This is a genomic window from Chloracidobacterium sp., from assembly GCA_016720705.1.
GTDB lineage: Bacteria > Acidobacteriota > Blastocatellia > Pyrinomonadales > Pyrinomonadaceae > OLB17.
Genome location: JADKKB010000005.1, coordinates 617,237 through 634,759, shown reverse-complemented (window position 1 = coordinate 634,759; position 17,523 = coordinate 617,237). Strand labels below are relative to the sequence as shown.

Below are 17,523 nucleotides of genomic sequence, written 5' to 3'. Positions count from 1 at the left end.
CTTAGAGATCGGCACGGCGGATAAATAAGCCGAGTTGCGATCGGTCGGATTCTGACAAAGCGATCTTCGCCCGATCATAGACGTCTGAGAGCATCGCCAACATTACCGCCTGACCGCTACTATCTCGGATCGCTCCAATCAACTCGATATTGGAGCTTGAGATCTCCGATGCTTTTTCACTAAGGCCAAATGCCGCGTATCGCAAAGCAAGCTCATTCATCACGCCAGATCTCGCCCCCAATTGCGGGATCGACTCCGCGACTAGCGAGGCTTCGTCAAGGAACTTGAGTGCAGTTGCGTCATCACCCCGATCCTTCGCGGCCACTGAAAGCCCGATCAACGCTCCTGCACAGTTTGAGTCATCGCCCAACTGCTCGACAGTTTCCCGGGCATAGTCATCCTCGTTCTGTACGATCAATATCTGCGATATCTGCGAAAGTGCACCGGAGGTCTCGTTCGGATCCGGGTTCTCAGAAGCGATCTCAACGCCGCGTTCGCTCTTGCCAAAACCCGCAAACTGAACCGCGACCGCCGCCAACAGACCGTTTCGAGCACGGCTGTCTCGAGTCTCGATCTCGCGTTGTGAGGCAAGTATCGAATATGCTTCATCGAGTGTATCCAGTGCTAGATCCTTATCACCGGAGTTCCAATAGTGCCGAGCAAATCCGAGCAATGCTGATGAAATATGCGTCTTATCGGTGACGATATCGAGGGTACGGTCAGCGAGTTCACCACTGCCGGCAACCAAAAAACCAAGAGCGCAAGTCGCTAGAAATAAATCCCGATGCAGATTGTCCAGTTTCTCTGCACTTTCGCGAGCGGCATCAAACGCCTCGATCGAACGATCATTCCGCTTTGCCTCGACAAACGAACTGCCGATCTCGCAAAGTGACCTTATACGCTCCTCGTCGTGTTCGATCTCGCCGGCTGCCACTTGCGCGGACTCAAGCCATTTCACCGAGCCCTCCGTGTCGCCGTTACCGATCAAACGCCCCGCGATCTGCTGCAAAGCTGAGACTTTGGCTGTTGCAAAATCGATCGACTCTAAGGTCGCCTCCGCCGCCGCGATGTCGCCTGCTCCGGCCTGATAAACGGCGATCCCGCCCAACACATAATCAGGATGAGCCATCGAATCCGCGATCTCCGCCGCCCTCTCGACATTTCCCTTACCAGCCTCAACCAATGCAACACGTTCAAAAGCCTGAGCCTGCAGCCCGTGATCCTCGATCGCGTCAACCAATTGGAGTGCGTATTCGTCATCGTCACGCTCAGCGCATTCCTCAGCCACCAACGTCAGCAATTTGTCGCGCGAGTACGGATCGTCCACCGAATTGGCAAGTTCGGCGGCAAGGTCGACCTCGCCTCTGGCCAAATATCGCGGTATCACGGCACCCATCGCTTCGGCGCGGCCGTCACTGCTCCTTACGCCCTCGCCGACGTAAGCGGCGGCGGCCAAAAGGTCGCCTTCGGCGGCATCCCTCGAAATAAAATGTTCAGCCATAGTTGATCAGATCGCCGGGATCGACGAGTTAGAATATATAATTCGACATCGCAGCACGATCTATACAAATACGCGCCGGACCGATGCAGGCATCCAATCGCGTAGATCCTTAGCCACCGCGCTCGCACCGGCGTTGCGCAGTGCATCGGCGGACACCGTATTGGTCACACCCAGAACGGGCAGATCGGCGTTTCTGGCCGCGACCACTCCCGGCGGCGAATCCTCGATCACGAGACACTCCTTATGGGTCATCGGCAAATGCCCCTGATCTGTCCGAATGCGATCTATCTGCCGGAAGCCGATCCTGAAACACTCCGGATCGGGCTTACATTTTACGACATCGTCAGAACTAACGATCGTCGAAAAATGGTGCCGCATTCCGCACGTTTCCAGTACATACTCGATCTCGTGGCGTCTGGCCATACTGACGATGCCGAGTTCGAACTCAACTGCCATCTTTTCGACAAAATCCTTGATCCCGTCAAATAGCGGCATCTCGCTCGTGACCATCTCTTTCCATTTGGCGGACTTTTCTGCAACGATCTCCGAAACCCTCGCTTCATCCACCTTCTTGCCTGCCCGTTCGAACGCCGCAACGACAAATGTCCGGTCGTCCATCCCGAGCGACGAAAAGTAATCGTCCTCAGTAAGTTCGATACCATCGGCTTTGAGAACTTCCGTATATGCCCGCATTTGCACGGGCTCGTCATTGATCACGACGCCGTTAAAATCCAATAAAATAGCTTTGATCATATATTTACACCGATTAGGTCAATCAAGATACTTTTCATCAAACATATTGCCACGGCCCAGGATTCCCTTCGGATCGAACGACTTCTTGACCTCGGCCATTTCATTCAGATATCGCTCCCCCATCATCGCCGAGAGGTACTTTCGCTTGAGTTTACCGATCCCGTGCTCGGCAGAGACCGTTCCGCCGAGCATTATTGCCTGGGCGACGCATCGTCCGTAAATGTGACGTGCCTTTTCTGCGTCGGCAGCGTCCTTTGGCAGCAAATTGGCGTGCAGATGGCAATCGCCGATATGGCCGAAAATCACATAGTCGAGCCCGCTCGCATCTAGCGTCTGCTTATAAAATCTCAAGAATCCCGGAAAACTCTCATCCGGCACCGCCATATCCGTGCCTACCTTGCGCTGTTTGTATCTGGTTATTCGTTCATTGACCGACACCGGCAAGGCGTGCCGGAACTCACGCAGACGCTCGCGATCCTGATCATTCGTCGTAAACCAAGAATGATCGAGGTCGGCATTATATTTCTCCAGCAACTCATTCCATTGTTCTAACAGGGCGTCTTCGTTTTGGGCCGTGGTCTCCTGCTCAAAATATACCGCACCTACGGCGTTATCGGGCGTCTCGGGAAACTTCTCGGCGATAAACTTCAGTGCATTGCCGTCGAAATACTCAAGCAGAGTCGCATCGATCCCGCCACTGGCAGAGCTATCAGGGTTTCGTCGGTCAAACGACACTTTCTTTACAACATCAACAAACTCGAGCAGATCACTCTCATTCTGAAAGAACACGATCCCACTAAAAAATCCATGCGGTTTTGGCAATAGCGATAGTTCGATCTCGACTATCACGCCGAGCGTGCCTTCGCTTCCGATAAACAGATCGATCGCGTCTAAGGGTTGCTCGTTAAAATAACCGCTGACGTTCTTTCTCACGTCCGGCCTTTCGTAGGTCGGCACCTTAATGACGATCGTCTGCCCGCCGCGGGTCTTGATAGAAAGATTGCCGTCCGGATCCGAAATATTTTCGCCGCGCCGGATGTCGGCAACTTCACCGCTTGTCAAAACGATCGATAACCGCTGAACAAACGCCCGCGTCGCCCCGTATTTGAAACTCCGAGCTCCTGACGCATTGGTTGCGACCGTGCCGCCCAACTGACAACTCCATTCGGTCGGGTCCGGCGGATAAAACAAACCCTCGGCATCGACAGCCTTTTGCAGATTGGCGAGTATTACGCCCGGCTCGACAACCACCGTCAAAGCCGGCTTGTCGAGGGTGAGTATCTTGTTGATTTTTTCAAGTGAGATGATGTCACCGCCAAATGGGATCGCCCCACCGACAGTTCCGGTGAGAGCTCCCGCGATCGTGACCGGCGTGTTGCCCTCATTAGCATCGCGAAGGATCTTGGCGATCTCGTCGGCCGATTCGGGCAAAAACAGTCTATCAGCCACACCGCCCGCCAAATTACTCGCGTCGGTTAGGTAATTTTGGATATCGTCCGTTTGCGTTTTTACCTGCACATAAAAACTTTACCCAAATTCGACCCGAAACGCGACCTAACGGCTTACCTAATAACTCCGGATGCCTACTTTTGTGTTAAACTTACTCGAAATCCTCGAGTAATCTACTTATCGGCGGTATCGCTGCATTGCAGGCGAAGTATCACATAATACACTGTTCGTTATGGAAAATTACGATCACGTATTTTATCTAGACTGCCCGCATTTTACCGTGGGCCGAGTCGATCAGTGGGGCGAACAGGGCTATCTGTTATACAAAAATATGGTCTATTCATACGAAGAAGACCGAAAAAACCAGTGCGGCAGTACACACTCACCGATGGCGATCGACGATTTTCTAAAGTTTGCCAAACAGCAGAATGTCGCGATCCCGGATCACTTTTTGGAAATAGTGTCTGGGGGGCGATAGCCATCGCTCTCGGATATCTTGAAGACTCGAAGCACTGGGTGAAACAAGCGAATTATACAGCTTTGCTGTAATAATTTAGGTAGATAATGGACAGTATTCATCGTTTTTATAGCGGCGATGAGTAATATCGACCGAAAGATCTAAACACTAATAAACTATGGCACAGTCAAAGAAAATTGAAACATCATCGGAACCGCCCTCAGACCTCATCGGTACGTTAAGGAATCGTTTTGAGGCGAATATGAATCGACACGAGGCCATCGAGTGGACGAAAGTGCAGGCGAGGCTTGAAGCCAACGACGAAAAACTCTGGTCGCTGGGTGAAATGGAGCGGACGGGCGGTGAACCTGACGTTGTCGGATTTGATAAAACTACCGGTGAATATATATTTTTTGACTGCTCTGAAGAAAGCCCGAAAGGCCGCCGCAGCCTGTGCTATGACCGCGAAGCCTGGGAGTCGAGGAAAGAGCATAAGCCCGCAAACAGCGCCGACGGTTTAGCGGGAGAGATGGGAGTTGAGTTATTGACCGAAGAAGAATATTGGGAACTGCAGCAACTCGGCAACTTTGACCTAAAAACCTCGAGTTGGCTCAAAACACCCTGCGAAATCAGAGACTTAGGCGGTGCCATCTTCGGCGATCGCCGCTTCGGCCGCGTTTTCACGTATCACAACGGAGCCGAATCATACTACGGCGCCCGCGCGTTTCGCGGAAAGCTTAGGGTCTAACTCTCTCATCGGCTACTGATACTGGAGCTGCCGCTCCTGTAGATATTTCATCTTGTCGCGAATCTCCGCCGCCTGCTCGAATTTCATCTCTCTTGCGGCGTTACGCATATCGGCCTCGAGTTGCTGGATGGTTTCCTTTAGCTGTTTTGGCGAATACTCGTCGTACGAATCGAGATCGAGTGGGATCTTGAAATAGTCGGCCTCGTATGCGGTCACAAGTGTCGCGTCGATCGATTTGATGATAGTCGTTGGGATTATGCCGTGCTCGGCATTGTACTCTTCCTGGATCTTTCGACGGCGGATCGTCTCACTGATGGCGTAATCCATCGATTTCGTGATCTTGTCTGCGTAAAGAATTGCCTTGCCGTCAGAATTACGCGCGGCACGACCGATGGTCTGGATCAGCGAGCGTTCCGAACGCAGAAACCCTTCCTTGTCGGCATCAAGTATCGCCACCAACGAAACCTCAGGCAGATCTAATCCCTCTCGAAGCAGATTGATCCCGACCAACACGTCATACTCGCCACGCCTAAGGTCACGCAGTATCTTGATTCTTTCAAGCGTGTGGATGTCGCTGTGTAAATAGCTGACCTTGACGCCCACCTCGGCAAAATACTCGCTCAGGTTCTCCGACATTCGCTTGGTCAGCGTGGTCACCAGAACCCGCTCGTTGCGCTCGGCACGCTGTCGGCACTCCTCCAGAAGGTCGTCGATCTGACCTTTTACAGGCCGCACCTCGATCACGGGGTCGAGCAATCCGGTCGGACGAATAATCTGCTCGATCACTTCGCCCTCGGTCTTGGTCAGCTCATACGACCCCGGAGTTGCCGAGACATAGATAGTCTGCCCGACCCTTTGCTCAAATTCCTCAAAGTTGAGCGGTCGATTATCACGTGCACTCGGCAATCTAAATCCATACTCGACGAGCGTACCCTTTCTCGATTGGTCTCCCTTAAACATTGCTCCGAGTTGCGGTATAGTTTGGTGCGATTCGTCGATCACCATCAAGGCGTTGGACGGCAGATAATCGAGTAGCGTCGGTGGCGGCTCGCCCGGTTTTTTACCCGTCAGATGTCGAGAATAGTTTTCGATCCCGCGGCAAAAACCCATCTCTTTGATCATCTCTAGATCGTACATTGTCCGCTGATGCAATCGCTGAGCCTCGACCGTCTTACCTTCTTCGACCAGATATTTTTCGTGCTCGTCGAGTTCGGCCCGAATTGTTTTGACCGCGCTCTTGATCGTCTGCTTAGACATCACATAGTGTGTTTTCGGATAGATCGGCAATCGCGAATCATGCTTTTTGATGACCTCGCCGAGCAACGGATCGATGGTGTAGATCGCATCGATCTCATCGCCCCAAAACTCGATCCGGTATGCCTGATCCTGATAACTCGGATACAATTCGACCACATCGCCGCGAACGCGAAAATTACCTCGATCAAAATCTACATTAACCCTTTCGTACTGCAGTTCCACGAGCTTCTGCAGAAACTCCTCGCGTTTCATTTTCATCCCCGGCTCGATGAAAACGAGCATTCCAAAGTACGCGTCCGGATCGCCGAGTCCATAAATACACGATACCGACGCCACGACGATCACGTCTCGTCGCTCGAAAAGCGCTCTGGTCGACGACAGCCTTAAACGGTCGATCTCTTCGTTGATCGTAGCTTCTTTTTCGATGTAAAGGTCAGCAGCGGGCACGTATGCCTCGGGTTGATAGTAGTCGTAGTACGAAACAAAATACTCGACCGCGTTTTCCGGGAAAAACGTCTTAAATTCCTGATAGAGCTGAGCCGCAAGCGTTTTATTATGTGCCAGCACCAGAGTCGGACGCTGCGTTCTTTCAATTACGTTGGCGATCGTAAAGGTCTTGCCGCTCCCGGTTATACCGAGTAGGACTTGATGCTTTGTGTCGGAATTTAGATTCTCGACGAGACTTTCTATCGCCTCGGGCTGGTCGCCCTTTGGGGTGTTTTCAGAAATGAGACGAAATTGCATTACTTAATCATAGATCAAGTAATGCAATTTCCAAAAACAAAAAGTGGTTAGTCTATTAGATCAAGCTGCGAGTGCCTCGGATTCTTTGACGATCGACTCTGCACGTTCGGCGATCGCAAGCTCAAGGACATTTTTATGCAGCAATTCGCTCAGACGCGTCATAGTCCGCTCGTCGCGGACGATCTTGATAACGTGAAGCAGAGCATATTTTACGCGCTCGTCCTTATGATTTTCGATCGCGTCAAAGATCAGATCGGTCTCGCCTGCTTTCAAAAGCATTCCGACCAAAGCGACTGCCTCGTAAGCGATCCGCATATCCTCGTGGAGCAGACGGTCGAACGATTTTTGGACGATTCCCGACTCCACCGCCGCTCTGGCCGCGTGGTTCATACGAAACTGATCGTTGGTGGCGATCAATCGCTTCCAAGCCTCAGCACGGTCAAAACTTAGTCTGAAAAGCCCGCGGGCAGCCGCAGCCCTTACCTCGCGGGTCGGATCGGCACAGGCCAGGAGCAGGGCCTCAAAAACGGACTCGTGGTCAAAGTCGGTCAGCGTCGCCACCGCCTTTGAACGTAGGTTAGCCGAAAGGTCGTAGAGTGCGATCTGGGTCAGAGCCTCGACCGAGTTTCGATTTCTGAAAACCGCAAGTATTCGGAGGGCGAGGTCGCGAACCGCCTCATCCTCTTCAAATTCTTCGTAGGTCTGTTCGATCGCACTCAGCAGAGCCGGATCCGCAGACAACGGCAATTGTTCGAAGGTGCGGGCGGCCGTCAATTGAAGGAAAGAGTGGACGGGCAGCTGCGAAAATTGAAGCTGTTTCATTTTCTCAACAAACATCTTCGTCCCCGTCGCCAAGTCGTCCGCAGCAGATCCGGTCATATCCATTTCGATCGGACGCCGCCGAGTCCTACGATCACGACCGGCAACCGCAAGCGGTGACAAATCCGGCTTTCCGGCTTTTTTCGGGGTGACTTTTTTTGCCTTCTTAAACCACTCCAACTCTTTATCAATATCTAATCCGTCTTGGTCATCCCCCATACCGGAGCTATTGGCCTGATACCGGTGGTTATATTCAAATTCAGATCGCGAGCCCGATTTCGTTCGTCGACGCCATAGTAAAAACGCACCGCCTGCCAACAACACACCGATAAAAACCATCGTGTACCACCAGCGGTTAGTCGTAGCCTCGATCATTTCGCGTTCCTTTTCCGCGAGACCCGGTTGAGCCGCCAATGTGGCGGAAAGCGAAACGATCGCTATGATGACCGTGAAGAAATAAAATCGGATTTGGGTAATGCTTAACATATTAAAGAACTGCCGCTAACCGGCGGAATAGCTGGGAGACTATAAGATAATGAGCGGGAATGAAATGGCGAGAAGTTCGATCGACACTTCGAACCAAGTAAATTATGCCATATAGTGTTTTCATTGTCACGCCTATCTTCAACGATGTTAATAGAGATTCAACGCACCCGCTGTTCCAGAAAATAATACCTGACGCCATTTGTGATTACGCGTCAGGGTTTCCATAATAGTGATTTCGAGGACACGTATGCCTACTGCATTGTTCAAAATGGACCACACTCAACCATTGATCGATTCAACTATTCCTGAACTAGAGTTATTGCACCGCGGCAAGGTCCGCGATGTTTACAGCGTTGACGAGGATCGACTTTTGTTGGTCGCGACCGATCGGCTTTCGGCGTTCGACTGTGTTCTGCCGACGCCGATCGCGAATAAGGGTGCAGTGCTAACCGCACTTTCCGAATTCTGGTTTGGCCAATTGACCGGCATAATCAAGAATCACCTCATTACGACTAATATCGACGAAATGCCTGCACCCATCGGTTCACATCCGGAACTTCGCGGCAGGTCGATGTTGGTCAAGCGTACCGACGTGTTTCCGGTCGAATGCGTTGTTCGAGGTTATCTGGAAGGCTCGGGGTGGAAAGATTACAGGGCCGGCGGTACGGTCTGCGGCCACAGATTGCCGCCCGGGCTCAAACATTGCGACCGACTCCTGTCGCCGATCTTTACACCGGCAAACAAGGCAGCCGCGGGCCACGATGAGAATATTGACCAACTTGAATTTGCCCGCATTGTCGGCCACGACGTTGCGGCTCTATTAAAATCCACGACGCTTGCGATCTACAAAAAAGCGAGCGAGTTTGCTCGTTCTAGGGGCATTATCATCGCCGACACTAAATTTGAATTTGGTGCCGACAGTAAAGGCAACATCATTCTGATCGACGAAGCCCTAACGCCGGACAGCTCGCGATTTTGGGACGCAAGCTCGTACGAACCCGGCCACCCGCAGCCGTCGTTCGACAAACAGTTCGTTCGCGAATATCTCGAAACCTTAGACTGGGACAAGTTGCCGCCCGCTCCGCCACTACCGGCCGAGATTGCCGCGGCGACGTCTGAGAGATACGTGCGGGCTTACGAACTCCTCACCGGCTCGACTTTTTCCGTAAACTGAGCCTTCCATCGTCGATCACGCGTAGATCCGCTTAAGTTCAATTGTTGTGACATTTACAGGTCCGATGGGTGCTCCCGCCGACCGGTTCTTTTCCCGTCTATCAATACCTTTTCACCATCGATAAAAATAATTGGTGACTTTCCATAAAAAAGAGAGTATAGCTTTACGGGTCAACTTATATCCGCATTCACGTCAATCCCGAACCGGCCAAAAGCGCGAGCGGGATATGAGCCACACGTCAATTGTGTTTTGTCATCTTCACCCTGATCGCCGCCGAGCGTGCTTGTCGAAAATGGAGTTGTAATGAAACTAAGACTTTGGATGTTGGTCCTTCTCGTCGTAGTCGGTTCTCTGCCCGTTGTTGCGGCAACAAATTTCACTCAGCGGCAAAAGATAACAAGTACGCCACGCGGCGTCGGTGCCCAATTTGGCAATGCGGTCGCTATCAGTGGCAATACGATGGTCGTCGGCGCCCGTTACGACAGCACGACCGCGTCGCAAGCCGGAGCTGCCTACATTTATATAATGTCCGGCGGCATATGGACGCAGCAGGCCGTATTGCTCGCACCGGATGGCTCAGTCGCAGATAAATTTGGCTATTCGGTCGCGATCAGCACCGACACCATTATCGTCGGAGCCTTTAATGACGATTCACCTCAGTCGAATGCCGGTTCAGCGTACGTATATGTCCGAAGCGGAACAACCTGGTCATTCCAGCAAAAACTGACCGCGATCGACGCTGCGGCTGACGATCAATTTGGGATCGCAGTCGCGGTCATAGGCACAAACGCCTTTGTCGGTGCAAATTTCGCCGACCAACCGAGCAATTCAGATGCCGGTGCGGTATATCGCTACACACAAAGTGGTGCAGTTTGGAGTCATGCACAGAAATTGATCCCGGCCGGAGGCGTCATATTGGGCGATCATTTTGGCGAATCTCTCGCCGTCAGCGGCAATAAGTTGATTATCGGCTCGCCCGGTGCCGATGTTCCGTTCACCGCGGCGGGCTCGGTTTATGTCTATATTGAGAGCGGCGGCATCTATGCGCAACAGGATAAAATATCGATCGCGACCGGAGCCAATGGCGATAGTTTTGGCAATTCGGTCGCTGTCGACGGGAATACGCTGATCGGCGGTGCTCTCCAATATACGCCTACTATCGGCCAGCCGGCATTCGGAGCGGCCTACGTTTTCAAGTTCAACGGTTCATCCTGGATATCAGAGGGGAGATTAACCGCCTCGGACGGAGCGACCGTTGACCGCTTCGGCTATTCGGTTGCCGTTTCGGGTGATATCGTCGCGGTCGGTGCTCGCGAAGACGATACCATCGCCGGTGGGCCCGACGCCGGGTCGGCCTATATTTTTAAGCGCGTCGGTTCGTCTTGGACCGAAAAACAGAAGCTCGCTCCGTCTGACCCGTTCAACGGCGATCGATTCGGTTATGCCGTGGCACTCCAAGCCGAAGGTCTGATCGTCGGCGCCGCCGAAAAGGCATTGACAAGCCCCAATGGCCAAGGTGCCGCATACTATTTTGCTGCCTCCAGCACTTTCTTTGACTATGACGGCGACGCCAAAGCGGATATTTCGATCTTTCGTCCGTCAAACGGCCAGTGGTGGTATCAAAAAAGCTCGGACAATTCGGTTGCCGCCCTCACATTCGGCAGTTCGACAGATAAACCGATTCCTGCCGATTATGATGGTGACGGCAAAACAGACATCGCAATTTATAGGCCGTCAACCGGTGAATGGTTTATCTTACGCAGTTCAAATCTATCATTTTATGCGGTTCCGTTCGGAATATCGTCGGACAATCCCGTTCCGGGCGATTATGACGGCGACGGTTTTGCCGACATTGCGGTATTCCGAGCTTCCACAGGAACCTGGTACATCAACAGATCCTCGGGCGGCATAATAATTACGCAGTGGGGCGGACCCGGCGATGTGCCCGTCAACGCGGATTACGATGGCGATGGCAAAACGGACCCCGCGATATATCGCCCGGCAAGCGGCGAGTGGTGGATAAACCGTTCGACGACCGGACTATATGCCACAAGTTTCGGGATCAGTACGGACAAACCCGTCACTGCCGACTACACCGGTGACGGCAAGTCGGACATCGCGATCTGGCGCCCGTCCAACGGCAATTGGTACATTTTGCGAAGCGAAGATCAGAGCTTTTATACCGTTCCGTTTGGTGCAAGCGGCGACATTCCGGTCACAGGCGATTATGACGGCGACGGCAAGGCAGATATCAGCATATTCCGCCCGAGCGGTGCGAACTGGTTTATCCTGCGTTCAACATCCGGCATTTTGATACAACAATTCGGAGGAGCGGGCGATGTGCCGACGCCGGCGTCATTCGTCCCATAGGTTTAAGTGCTATGTTTTAGTGAGATCGACCCGAGCATTTGTCACATGGTTGTTTAGCAAATAGGAGTAAATATGATTTCGTCAAGGCGTTTCCTAATCGCGGTCGTCCTATGCGCGTTGTTTTCGGTCGCGATCCGCTCTCAGTCATCAGCATTTACTTATCAAGGTAAGCTGACTGACGCGAGTCTTCCGGCCAACGGCCAGTATGATTTTCAATTCGGTCTATATGATTCGGCCGGTACTTTGTTAGCATCGGGGACGCTCGAAGATGTTCAGGTAACGGCCGGCATCTTTACTGTGGTATTGGATTTCGGCTCATCACTGTTTACTTCGAATGCAGCTGCCTCCCTCGAGATAAGCGTTCGGCCCGGGATCAGCACAGGGTCTTATACAACGCTCGCTCCGCGCCAAACCATCACGAGTTCGCCTTTTGCAGTCAAATCAGTCTATTCCGCCTCGTCCGATTCCCTCTCAACCGCTTGTGTCCTGTGTATAACCGACGCTCATATCGGTGCCATTAGCGCCGAAAAGATAACGGGAGTACTAAGCGCTTCGCAGGGCGGCACGGGAATCGGCCCAACATTTCCACCGGCCGACACATACCTTCGCAGCAACGGTGCCGGCTGGACAGTGTCAGCGATCTCGGCAACGGATATCTCGGGTGTTCTACCCGTCACAAGCGGGGGCACAGGAAGTTCGAGCAAGAATTTTGTCGATCTTTCGACCAGCCAAACGGTCGGCGGCAACAAGACATTTACGGGAATAATTACCGGCAACGGTTCGGGTTTGGACAGCCTCAACGGCGGCAGTCTTATTACCGGCTCAGTTACCGCAGAGAAACTCGGCGCCGGTTCAGTAACAACCGATGCAATTCGCGAAGGTAATGTGACCGGCGATGCGATCTCGGACGGGGCGATAAGCACCGTTAAGATCGGCTCCGGTGCTGTGACGACGCCAAAGATAGCTGATGGTTCTGTGACGAAAGCAAAGCTCGCGGTCGATTTCAGAAACGGTTTTGACCCTCAGCTTGTCGCTCAAATGCGTTGGGACCAACTGCCCGTCGTTCCAAACCTCGCGGAAGTCGGACGCACTCCATCCGCACTGGCATTTGACGGCACGTTCGTGTGGGTTGCTAACAAACTCGATAAAAACGTGATGCGAATCCGAATAAGCACCGGACTGATCGAGGGGCCGCCGATACCGGTTGGCAACGCACCGGCCGCACTGGTTTATGACGGATTCCGGTCGATTTGGGTGGCAAATTCAGGGGCCGGCACTGTCTCGCGAATCAGCATTTCCAATGCTCAGGTTGATATGACTGTTAATGCGGGAAGCCAGCCCTGTGCTCTGGGCTCTGACGGCACGCTGATCTATGTCGGCGACTGCAATTCCAACATAATTACACGTCTGACGAAAAACACTGGTGCATCGGTTGGCGATATTATCGTAGGACACAAAACAGTTTCGTTTGCCTTTGACGGCGCCTACATGTACGTTTCCGAGCCGAACAATCAGATTACCGGTATAAACGGTAATGTCCGTAGAATCCGGGCTAGCACAGGCGCCGTCGACGTGATCGCAATTGCCGGCGGATTGAATGCCGGAGCTCTAGCGTTTGACGGAACATACATTTATGTCTCAAATGCCTCGGCGGTGAAGCTCATCCGATCAAGCACCGGATCATATGAGAACCGTTCAATTGCTCTTGCTAATCTATTGAGTCTTAATAACAACGCGACCGTGTTCGACGGCACGTCGCTTTACGGTGCAGGTTCAGACGCAACCTTTTCCTTGGGCAACCGCTCTGCCGTGATCAGGTGCAACGTCAATGGTATGGGGAGCCAGAGTAACTCAGTGCCAACTCAGGGAACAGTCACCGCACTCGTATTTGACGGGACATACATTTACGCCGCGAGCGACAAGATTGATAACAGCAGCGGAAACAACGTCGTTCTGAACGGAACAGTAATCCGATTTCAATAGGCACAAATATGATCACGACAAAAGCAATATTATTTTTGATCTGGATCGCAATGGTTACACTGTCGGGTTCGGCTCAGACGGGCGGCACGTTTGGGATCGAAAAATCGGTCATTTCGTCCGGCGGGGGAAAGGCGGATGGCGGCCTTTATACGGTCACAAGCACGACGGGTCAATCGGCGGTCGGTACAAACCCAACCGGAAATACATTTTCGGTCCGTAGCGGATTCTGGCAATCAGACCTCGCCCCGTCGGCAGCAATGGTCATCGTAAAAGGCCGAATCGTTAATTCGGATCAGGCCGGTATTTCCCTTGTGCAACTGTACTTGACCGATGGCGGCGGCATCGTCCGAGTCTCCAGGACAAATGCTCTAGGCTATTTTCAATTCGACGATGTTGAGGTCGGGGCAATCTACGTGGTCGTTCTCACCCACAAGACCTATCTATTTTCGCCGCAGATTGTCGCTGTTATGGGTGACGGCATTGATCTGATCTTCTCACCGCAATCACAGTAATTTGGTTAGTACGTTTTCAACACAACCAATTCGTCACCGACCGCTATCGAGTCTCCAAACTTTTCGGCGATGAGATTTTGGCCGAATAGCACTCCGGTTGGTGTCACGCCGAGTCTCTCGACGCGATCGGGCATCACGTCTTTGGCGATTCGATATGTAGCGAGCGTCTTGAGGGGTTCGGGGCCGGAATATTCACCCTTTGATTGTTCGACGGTCGTCATCACACACCGTGCACAGGGTTTTGTAGCTCGAAAAACTGAATCGCCGACGCGGATCTTTGCCCAATCGTCTTCGGCAAACGCTTCGGAGCCTGAAACAACTAGGTTTGGCCGAAAGCGGTTCATCGGCAACGGGGTGCGAATGCTCTCGTCCGCCTCCATTATCCTTCTATTGAGGTCGGCCAGAGACTCTTCGCCGATCACTGTCAGCGGATAGCCGTCCGCAAAACTGACGATATCACCGCCTCGGTCGAATCGCTCGGTCACGCTTCGACGCGTGTCATCCGGCATATAGACAAGCTGACAGTCCATCTCAAGCACATCGCTGAACCACTCGTTCAAAACGGGCGAGTGCACCTCGCCCTCGCATTTGCTGTTCCAAACCGTAACCGTCTGACGGTTTCGGATCTCGGGCAGACGCGGAATAAACGCCTCACCGTAGCCGTCCGCCGCGACACCGATGCCGCCGTCCTCGATCCATACCGAGATCAGTGCCATACGCGGAAATTTACGTTGAGTGTAGAAATTCCCATCGCGGTCCGTCAGCATCCAACGCCGGTCGTTCTCAAGCCCGCGAGCATCGACCACTGCCGATTCGAGCGAGATGCCCTTCAGCGACTTGATCGGATAGATATTGATCTCAGAAATATGCATTTAAGTGATTGGTTACCACAGAGTACGCGGAGTACACAGAGAAAAACTCAGAGGCTTTTAGATGAACTCTGTGTCCTCTGTGTCCTCTGTGGTGAATATTTTCTCCCCAAACTTGATAATACCTGTATCAGATTTTCTGATACCCTAGGATAATACTTGACACAAATGTATTGATTCGCCTATACTAGCACTCATGATCTATGAGTGCTAAATATGTGTTTTACCGCCGTAGGTCAACGTTATTTTAACAGACTAAGTTTATTTAGGAAGGAGTAAATCAGTTATGGCTACAAACATCACACCGCTTCACGATCGCGTGATTATCAAGCGTATCGAAGACAACGTTAACCAGACCGCCGGTGGACTTTTCATCCCCGACACTGCAAAGGAAAAGCCGCAAGAAGGCGAAGTCATCGCCGCCGGTGCGGGCAAGTATAAAGAAGACGGAACGCGTCAGGCTTTGGACGTAAAGGCCGGCGACCGCGTCCTTTTCGGCAAGTACTCGGGCAGCGAGATCAAGCTCGACGGCGACGAATTCATCATTATGCGCGAAGACGAGATCCTCGGCATCATTTCACGCGCCGGAGCAGCAGCTTAGTTGCAGAAGCCCGCACGTAAGTACGGGCGTAACACACAAGTTTATTTAGGAGATATAAGACAATGGCTAAACAAGTAGTACACGGAGAAGAATCACGCGCAGCTATCCTGCGTGGTGTTAATCAGCTCGCGGACGCAGTGAAAGTTACACTCGGACCGAAGGGCCGCAACGTCGTTATCGACAAGAAATTCGGTTCGCCGACCATCACCAAAGACGGTGTCACGGTCGCCAAAGAGATCGAATTAAAGGACACGCTCGAGAATATGGGCGCACAGATGGTCCGCGAAGTCGCGAGCAAGACCTCGGACGTTGCCGGTGACGGCACGACGACCGCAACGGTTCTGGCTCAGGCGATCTTTAAGGAAGGCGTCCGCACGGTTGCCGCAGGTGCAAACCCGATGGCTCTCAAACGCGGCATCGAAAAGGCAGTCGCGGCGGTCGTTGCTGAGATCGGCTCGATGGCTCAGCCGGTTTCGGGTGATTCGATCGCACAGGTCGGCACCGTTTCGGCCAATGGCGACAAAACGATCGGCACGATCATCGCTGAGGCGATGGACAAGGTCGGCAAAGACGGCGTGATCACCGTCGAAGAGTCCAAGACGATGGACACGCTGCTCGAGGTTGTCGAGGGTATGCAGTTTGACCGCGGTTACCTTTCGCCGTACTTCGTCACCGACGCTGACCGTATGGAATGTGTTCTCGACGAGCCATACATCCTGATCAACGAGAAAAAGATCTCGAATATGCGTGATCTGCTGCCGATCCTGGAGCAGGTTGCCAAGATGGGCCGTCCGATGCTCATCATCGCTGAGGATGTCGAGGGCGAAGCTCTTGCCACCTTGGTCGTCAATAAGCTCCGCGGCACGTTGAATGTCGCTGCTGTAAAGGCACCGGGCTTCGGCGATCGCCGTAAGGCAATGCTCGAAGACATCGCGGTCCTCACGGGCGGCAAGGTCATCTCTGAGGATCTCGGCATCAAGCTCGAGACCATCACTCTCGAAGACCTCGGCAAAGCCAAGAAGGTCACCATCGACAAGGAAAATACCACTGTTGTCGAAGGTGGCGGTTCGGGCGAAGCGATCGACGGTCGCATCAAAACCATCCGTACTCAGATCGAAGATACCTCGAGCGACTATGATCGTGAAAAATTGCAAGAGCGTCTGGCTAAATTGGTCGGCGGTGTTGCAGTTATCAAGGTCGGTGCCGCTACCGAGATCGAGATGAAGGAAAAGAAGGCTCGCGTTGAAGATGCTATGAATGCAACGCGTGCTGCTGTCGAAGAAGGCATCGTGGCAGGCGGCGGCGTCGCTCTGGTCCGTGCCGGAATGGTTCTCGACAACTTCACAACCGATGCTGAAGATACCGATGAACAGATCGGTGTGACCATCGTCAAACGTGCTCTCGAAGAGCCGCTCCGCCAGATCGCGCAGAATGCGGGTCAGGAAGGTGCGGTTGTCGTCGGCAAGGTTCGCGAAGGCGAAGGCCACTTTGGCTTTAACGCTGCCAGCGAAAAGTACGAAGACCTCGTCGCAGCCGGTGTCATCGATCCTGCCAAGGTAACGCGTACAGCGTTGCAGAACGCAGCCTCGATCGCAGGCCTTATGCTCACCACCGAAGCAATGATCGCTGACGTCCAGGACGACAAGGGCGGCGACCCAATGGGCGGCATGGGCGGTATGGGCGGCGGAATGGGAATGGGAATGTAAGACTGGAGCCCGCACGTAAGTAAGGGCAACACGGCACGGATTTAATTCCGCAAAATCAAAAGGCCTCACCACATCCGGCGAGGCCTTTTTTGTT

The 17,523-nt window shown here is 52.8% G+C and carries 14 protein-coding genes; 8 read left to right on the top strand and 6 right to left on the bottom strand.

Features of this window, described 5'->3' with window-relative positions; translation table 11 throughout:
- Position 1: 1 nt before the first annotated feature.
- From IPQ00_06190 to IPQ00_06180, 3 genes are read right to left on the bottom strand one after another with little or no spacing between them, the layout of a single operon-like run.
- On the bottom strand, positions 2–1,501 hold the full coding sequence (locus IPQ00_06190) for a hypothetical protein (GenBank protein ID MBL0240152.1): 1,500 nt from the start codon (positions 1,499–1,501) through the stop codon (positions 2–4).
- Between the two features lie 60 nt (positions 1,502–1,561).
- Complete coding sequence (locus IPQ00_06185) at positions 1,562–2,254, bottom strand: HAD family phosphatase (protein ID MBL0240151.1); 693 nt, start codon at positions 2,252–2,254, stop codon at positions 1,562–1,564.
- 18 nt (positions 2,255–2,272) lie between these two features.
- Positions 2,273–3,772, bottom strand: coding sequence for an FAD-binding oxidoreductase (locus IPQ00_06180; GenBank protein ID MBL0240150.1), 1,500 nt, complete (start codon positions 3,770–3,772; stop codon positions 2,273–2,275).
- Between the two features lie 163 nt (positions 3,773–3,935).
- Here IPQ00_06180 and IPQ00_06175 point away from each other — a divergent pair, with 163 nt between their 5' ends.
- Complete coding sequence (locus IPQ00_06175) at positions 3,936–4,181, top strand: hypothetical protein (GenBank protein ID MBL0240149.1); 246 nt, start codon at positions 3,936–3,938, stop codon at positions 4,179–4,181.
- Positions 4,182–4,338: 157 nt separating this feature from the next.
- Complete coding sequence (locus tag IPQ00_06170) at positions 4,339–4,908, top strand: DUF4256 domain-containing protein (GenBank protein ID MBL0240148.1); 570 nt, start codon at positions 4,339–4,341, stop codon at positions 4,906–4,908.
- A 12-nt stretch (positions 4,909–4,920) separates the two neighbouring features.
- Here IPQ00_06170 and uvrB read toward each other — a convergent pair whose 3' ends face one another.
- Together uvrB and IPQ00_06160 are read right to left on the bottom strand one after the other, a co-directional pair.
- Positions 4,921–6,909 carry an excinuclease ABC subunit UvrB gene (uvrB, locus tag IPQ00_06165; GenBank protein ID MBL0240147.1) on the bottom strand — a complete coding sequence of 663 codons (1,989 nt, stop codon included), beginning with the start codon at positions 6,907–6,909 and terminating at the stop codon, positions 4,921–4,923.
- A gap of 60 nt (positions 6,910–6,969) precedes the next feature.
- Positions 6,970–8,214, bottom strand: a complete 1,245-nt coding sequence (locus tag IPQ00_06160; protein MBL0240146.1) for a HEAT repeat domain-containing protein — start codon at positions 8,212–8,214, stop codon at positions 6,970–6,972.
- 268 nt (positions 8,215–8,482) lie between these two features.
- On the opposite strand from IPQ00_06160, the gene IPQ00_06155 reads away from it, so the two are divergent.
- The 4 genes from IPQ00_06155 to IPQ00_06140 all read left to right on the top strand — a co-directional run bounded on the left by IPQ00_06155 (position 8,483) and on the right by IPQ00_06140 (position 14,253).
- Positions 8,483–9,388, top strand: coding sequence for a phosphoribosylaminoimidazolesuccinocarboxamide synthase (locus tag IPQ00_06155; GenBank protein MBL0240145.1), 906 nt, complete (start codon positions 8,483–8,485; stop codon positions 9,386–9,388).
- A 303-nt stretch (positions 9,389–9,691) separates the two neighbouring features.
- A complete protein-coding gene (locus IPQ00_06150) occupies positions 9,692–11,758 on the top strand; it encodes a VCBS repeat-containing protein (protein MBL0240144.1) in 2,067 nt (688 codons plus the stop codon).
- A gap of 72 nt (positions 11,759–11,830) precedes the next feature.
- Positions 11,831–13,741: a hypothetical protein gene (locus tag IPQ00_06145; GenBank protein ID MBL0240143.1), complete on the top strand. Its 1,911-nt coding sequence runs from the start codon at positions 11,831–11,833 to the stop codon at positions 13,739–13,741.
- Between the two features lie 8 nt (positions 13,742–13,749).
- The gene (locus IPQ00_06140) at positions 13,750–14,253 is read left to right on the top strand and encodes an OB-fold nucleic acid binding domain-containing protein (GenBank protein MBL0240142.1); all 504 of its coding nucleotides are present in this window, start codon (positions 13,750–13,752) and stop codon (positions 14,251–14,253) included.
- 5 nt (positions 14,254–14,258) lie between these two features.
- Here IPQ00_06140 and IPQ00_06135 read toward each other — a convergent pair whose 3' ends face one another.
- Positions 14,259–15,125 carry an MOSC domain-containing protein gene (locus IPQ00_06135; GenBank protein ID MBL0240141.1) on the bottom strand — a complete coding sequence of 289 codons (867 nt, stop codon included), beginning with the start codon at positions 15,123–15,125 and terminating at the stop codon, positions 14,259–14,261.
- A 283-nt stretch (positions 15,126–15,408) separates the two neighbouring features.
- Between IPQ00_06135 and IPQ00_06130 the strand changes: the two genes are divergently transcribed.
- Positions 15,409–15,723 carry a co-chaperone GroES gene (locus IPQ00_06130; GenBank protein MBL0240140.1) on the top strand — a complete coding sequence of 105 codons (315 nt, stop codon included), beginning with the start codon at positions 15,409–15,411 and terminating at the stop codon, positions 15,721–15,723.
- Between the two features lie 62 nt (positions 15,724–15,785).
- A complete protein-coding gene (groL, locus tag IPQ00_06125) occupies positions 15,786–17,429 on the top strand; it encodes a chaperonin GroEL (GenBank protein ID MBL0240139.1) in 1,644 nt (547 codons plus the stop codon).
- Positions 17,430–17,523 lie beyond the last annotated feature (94 nt).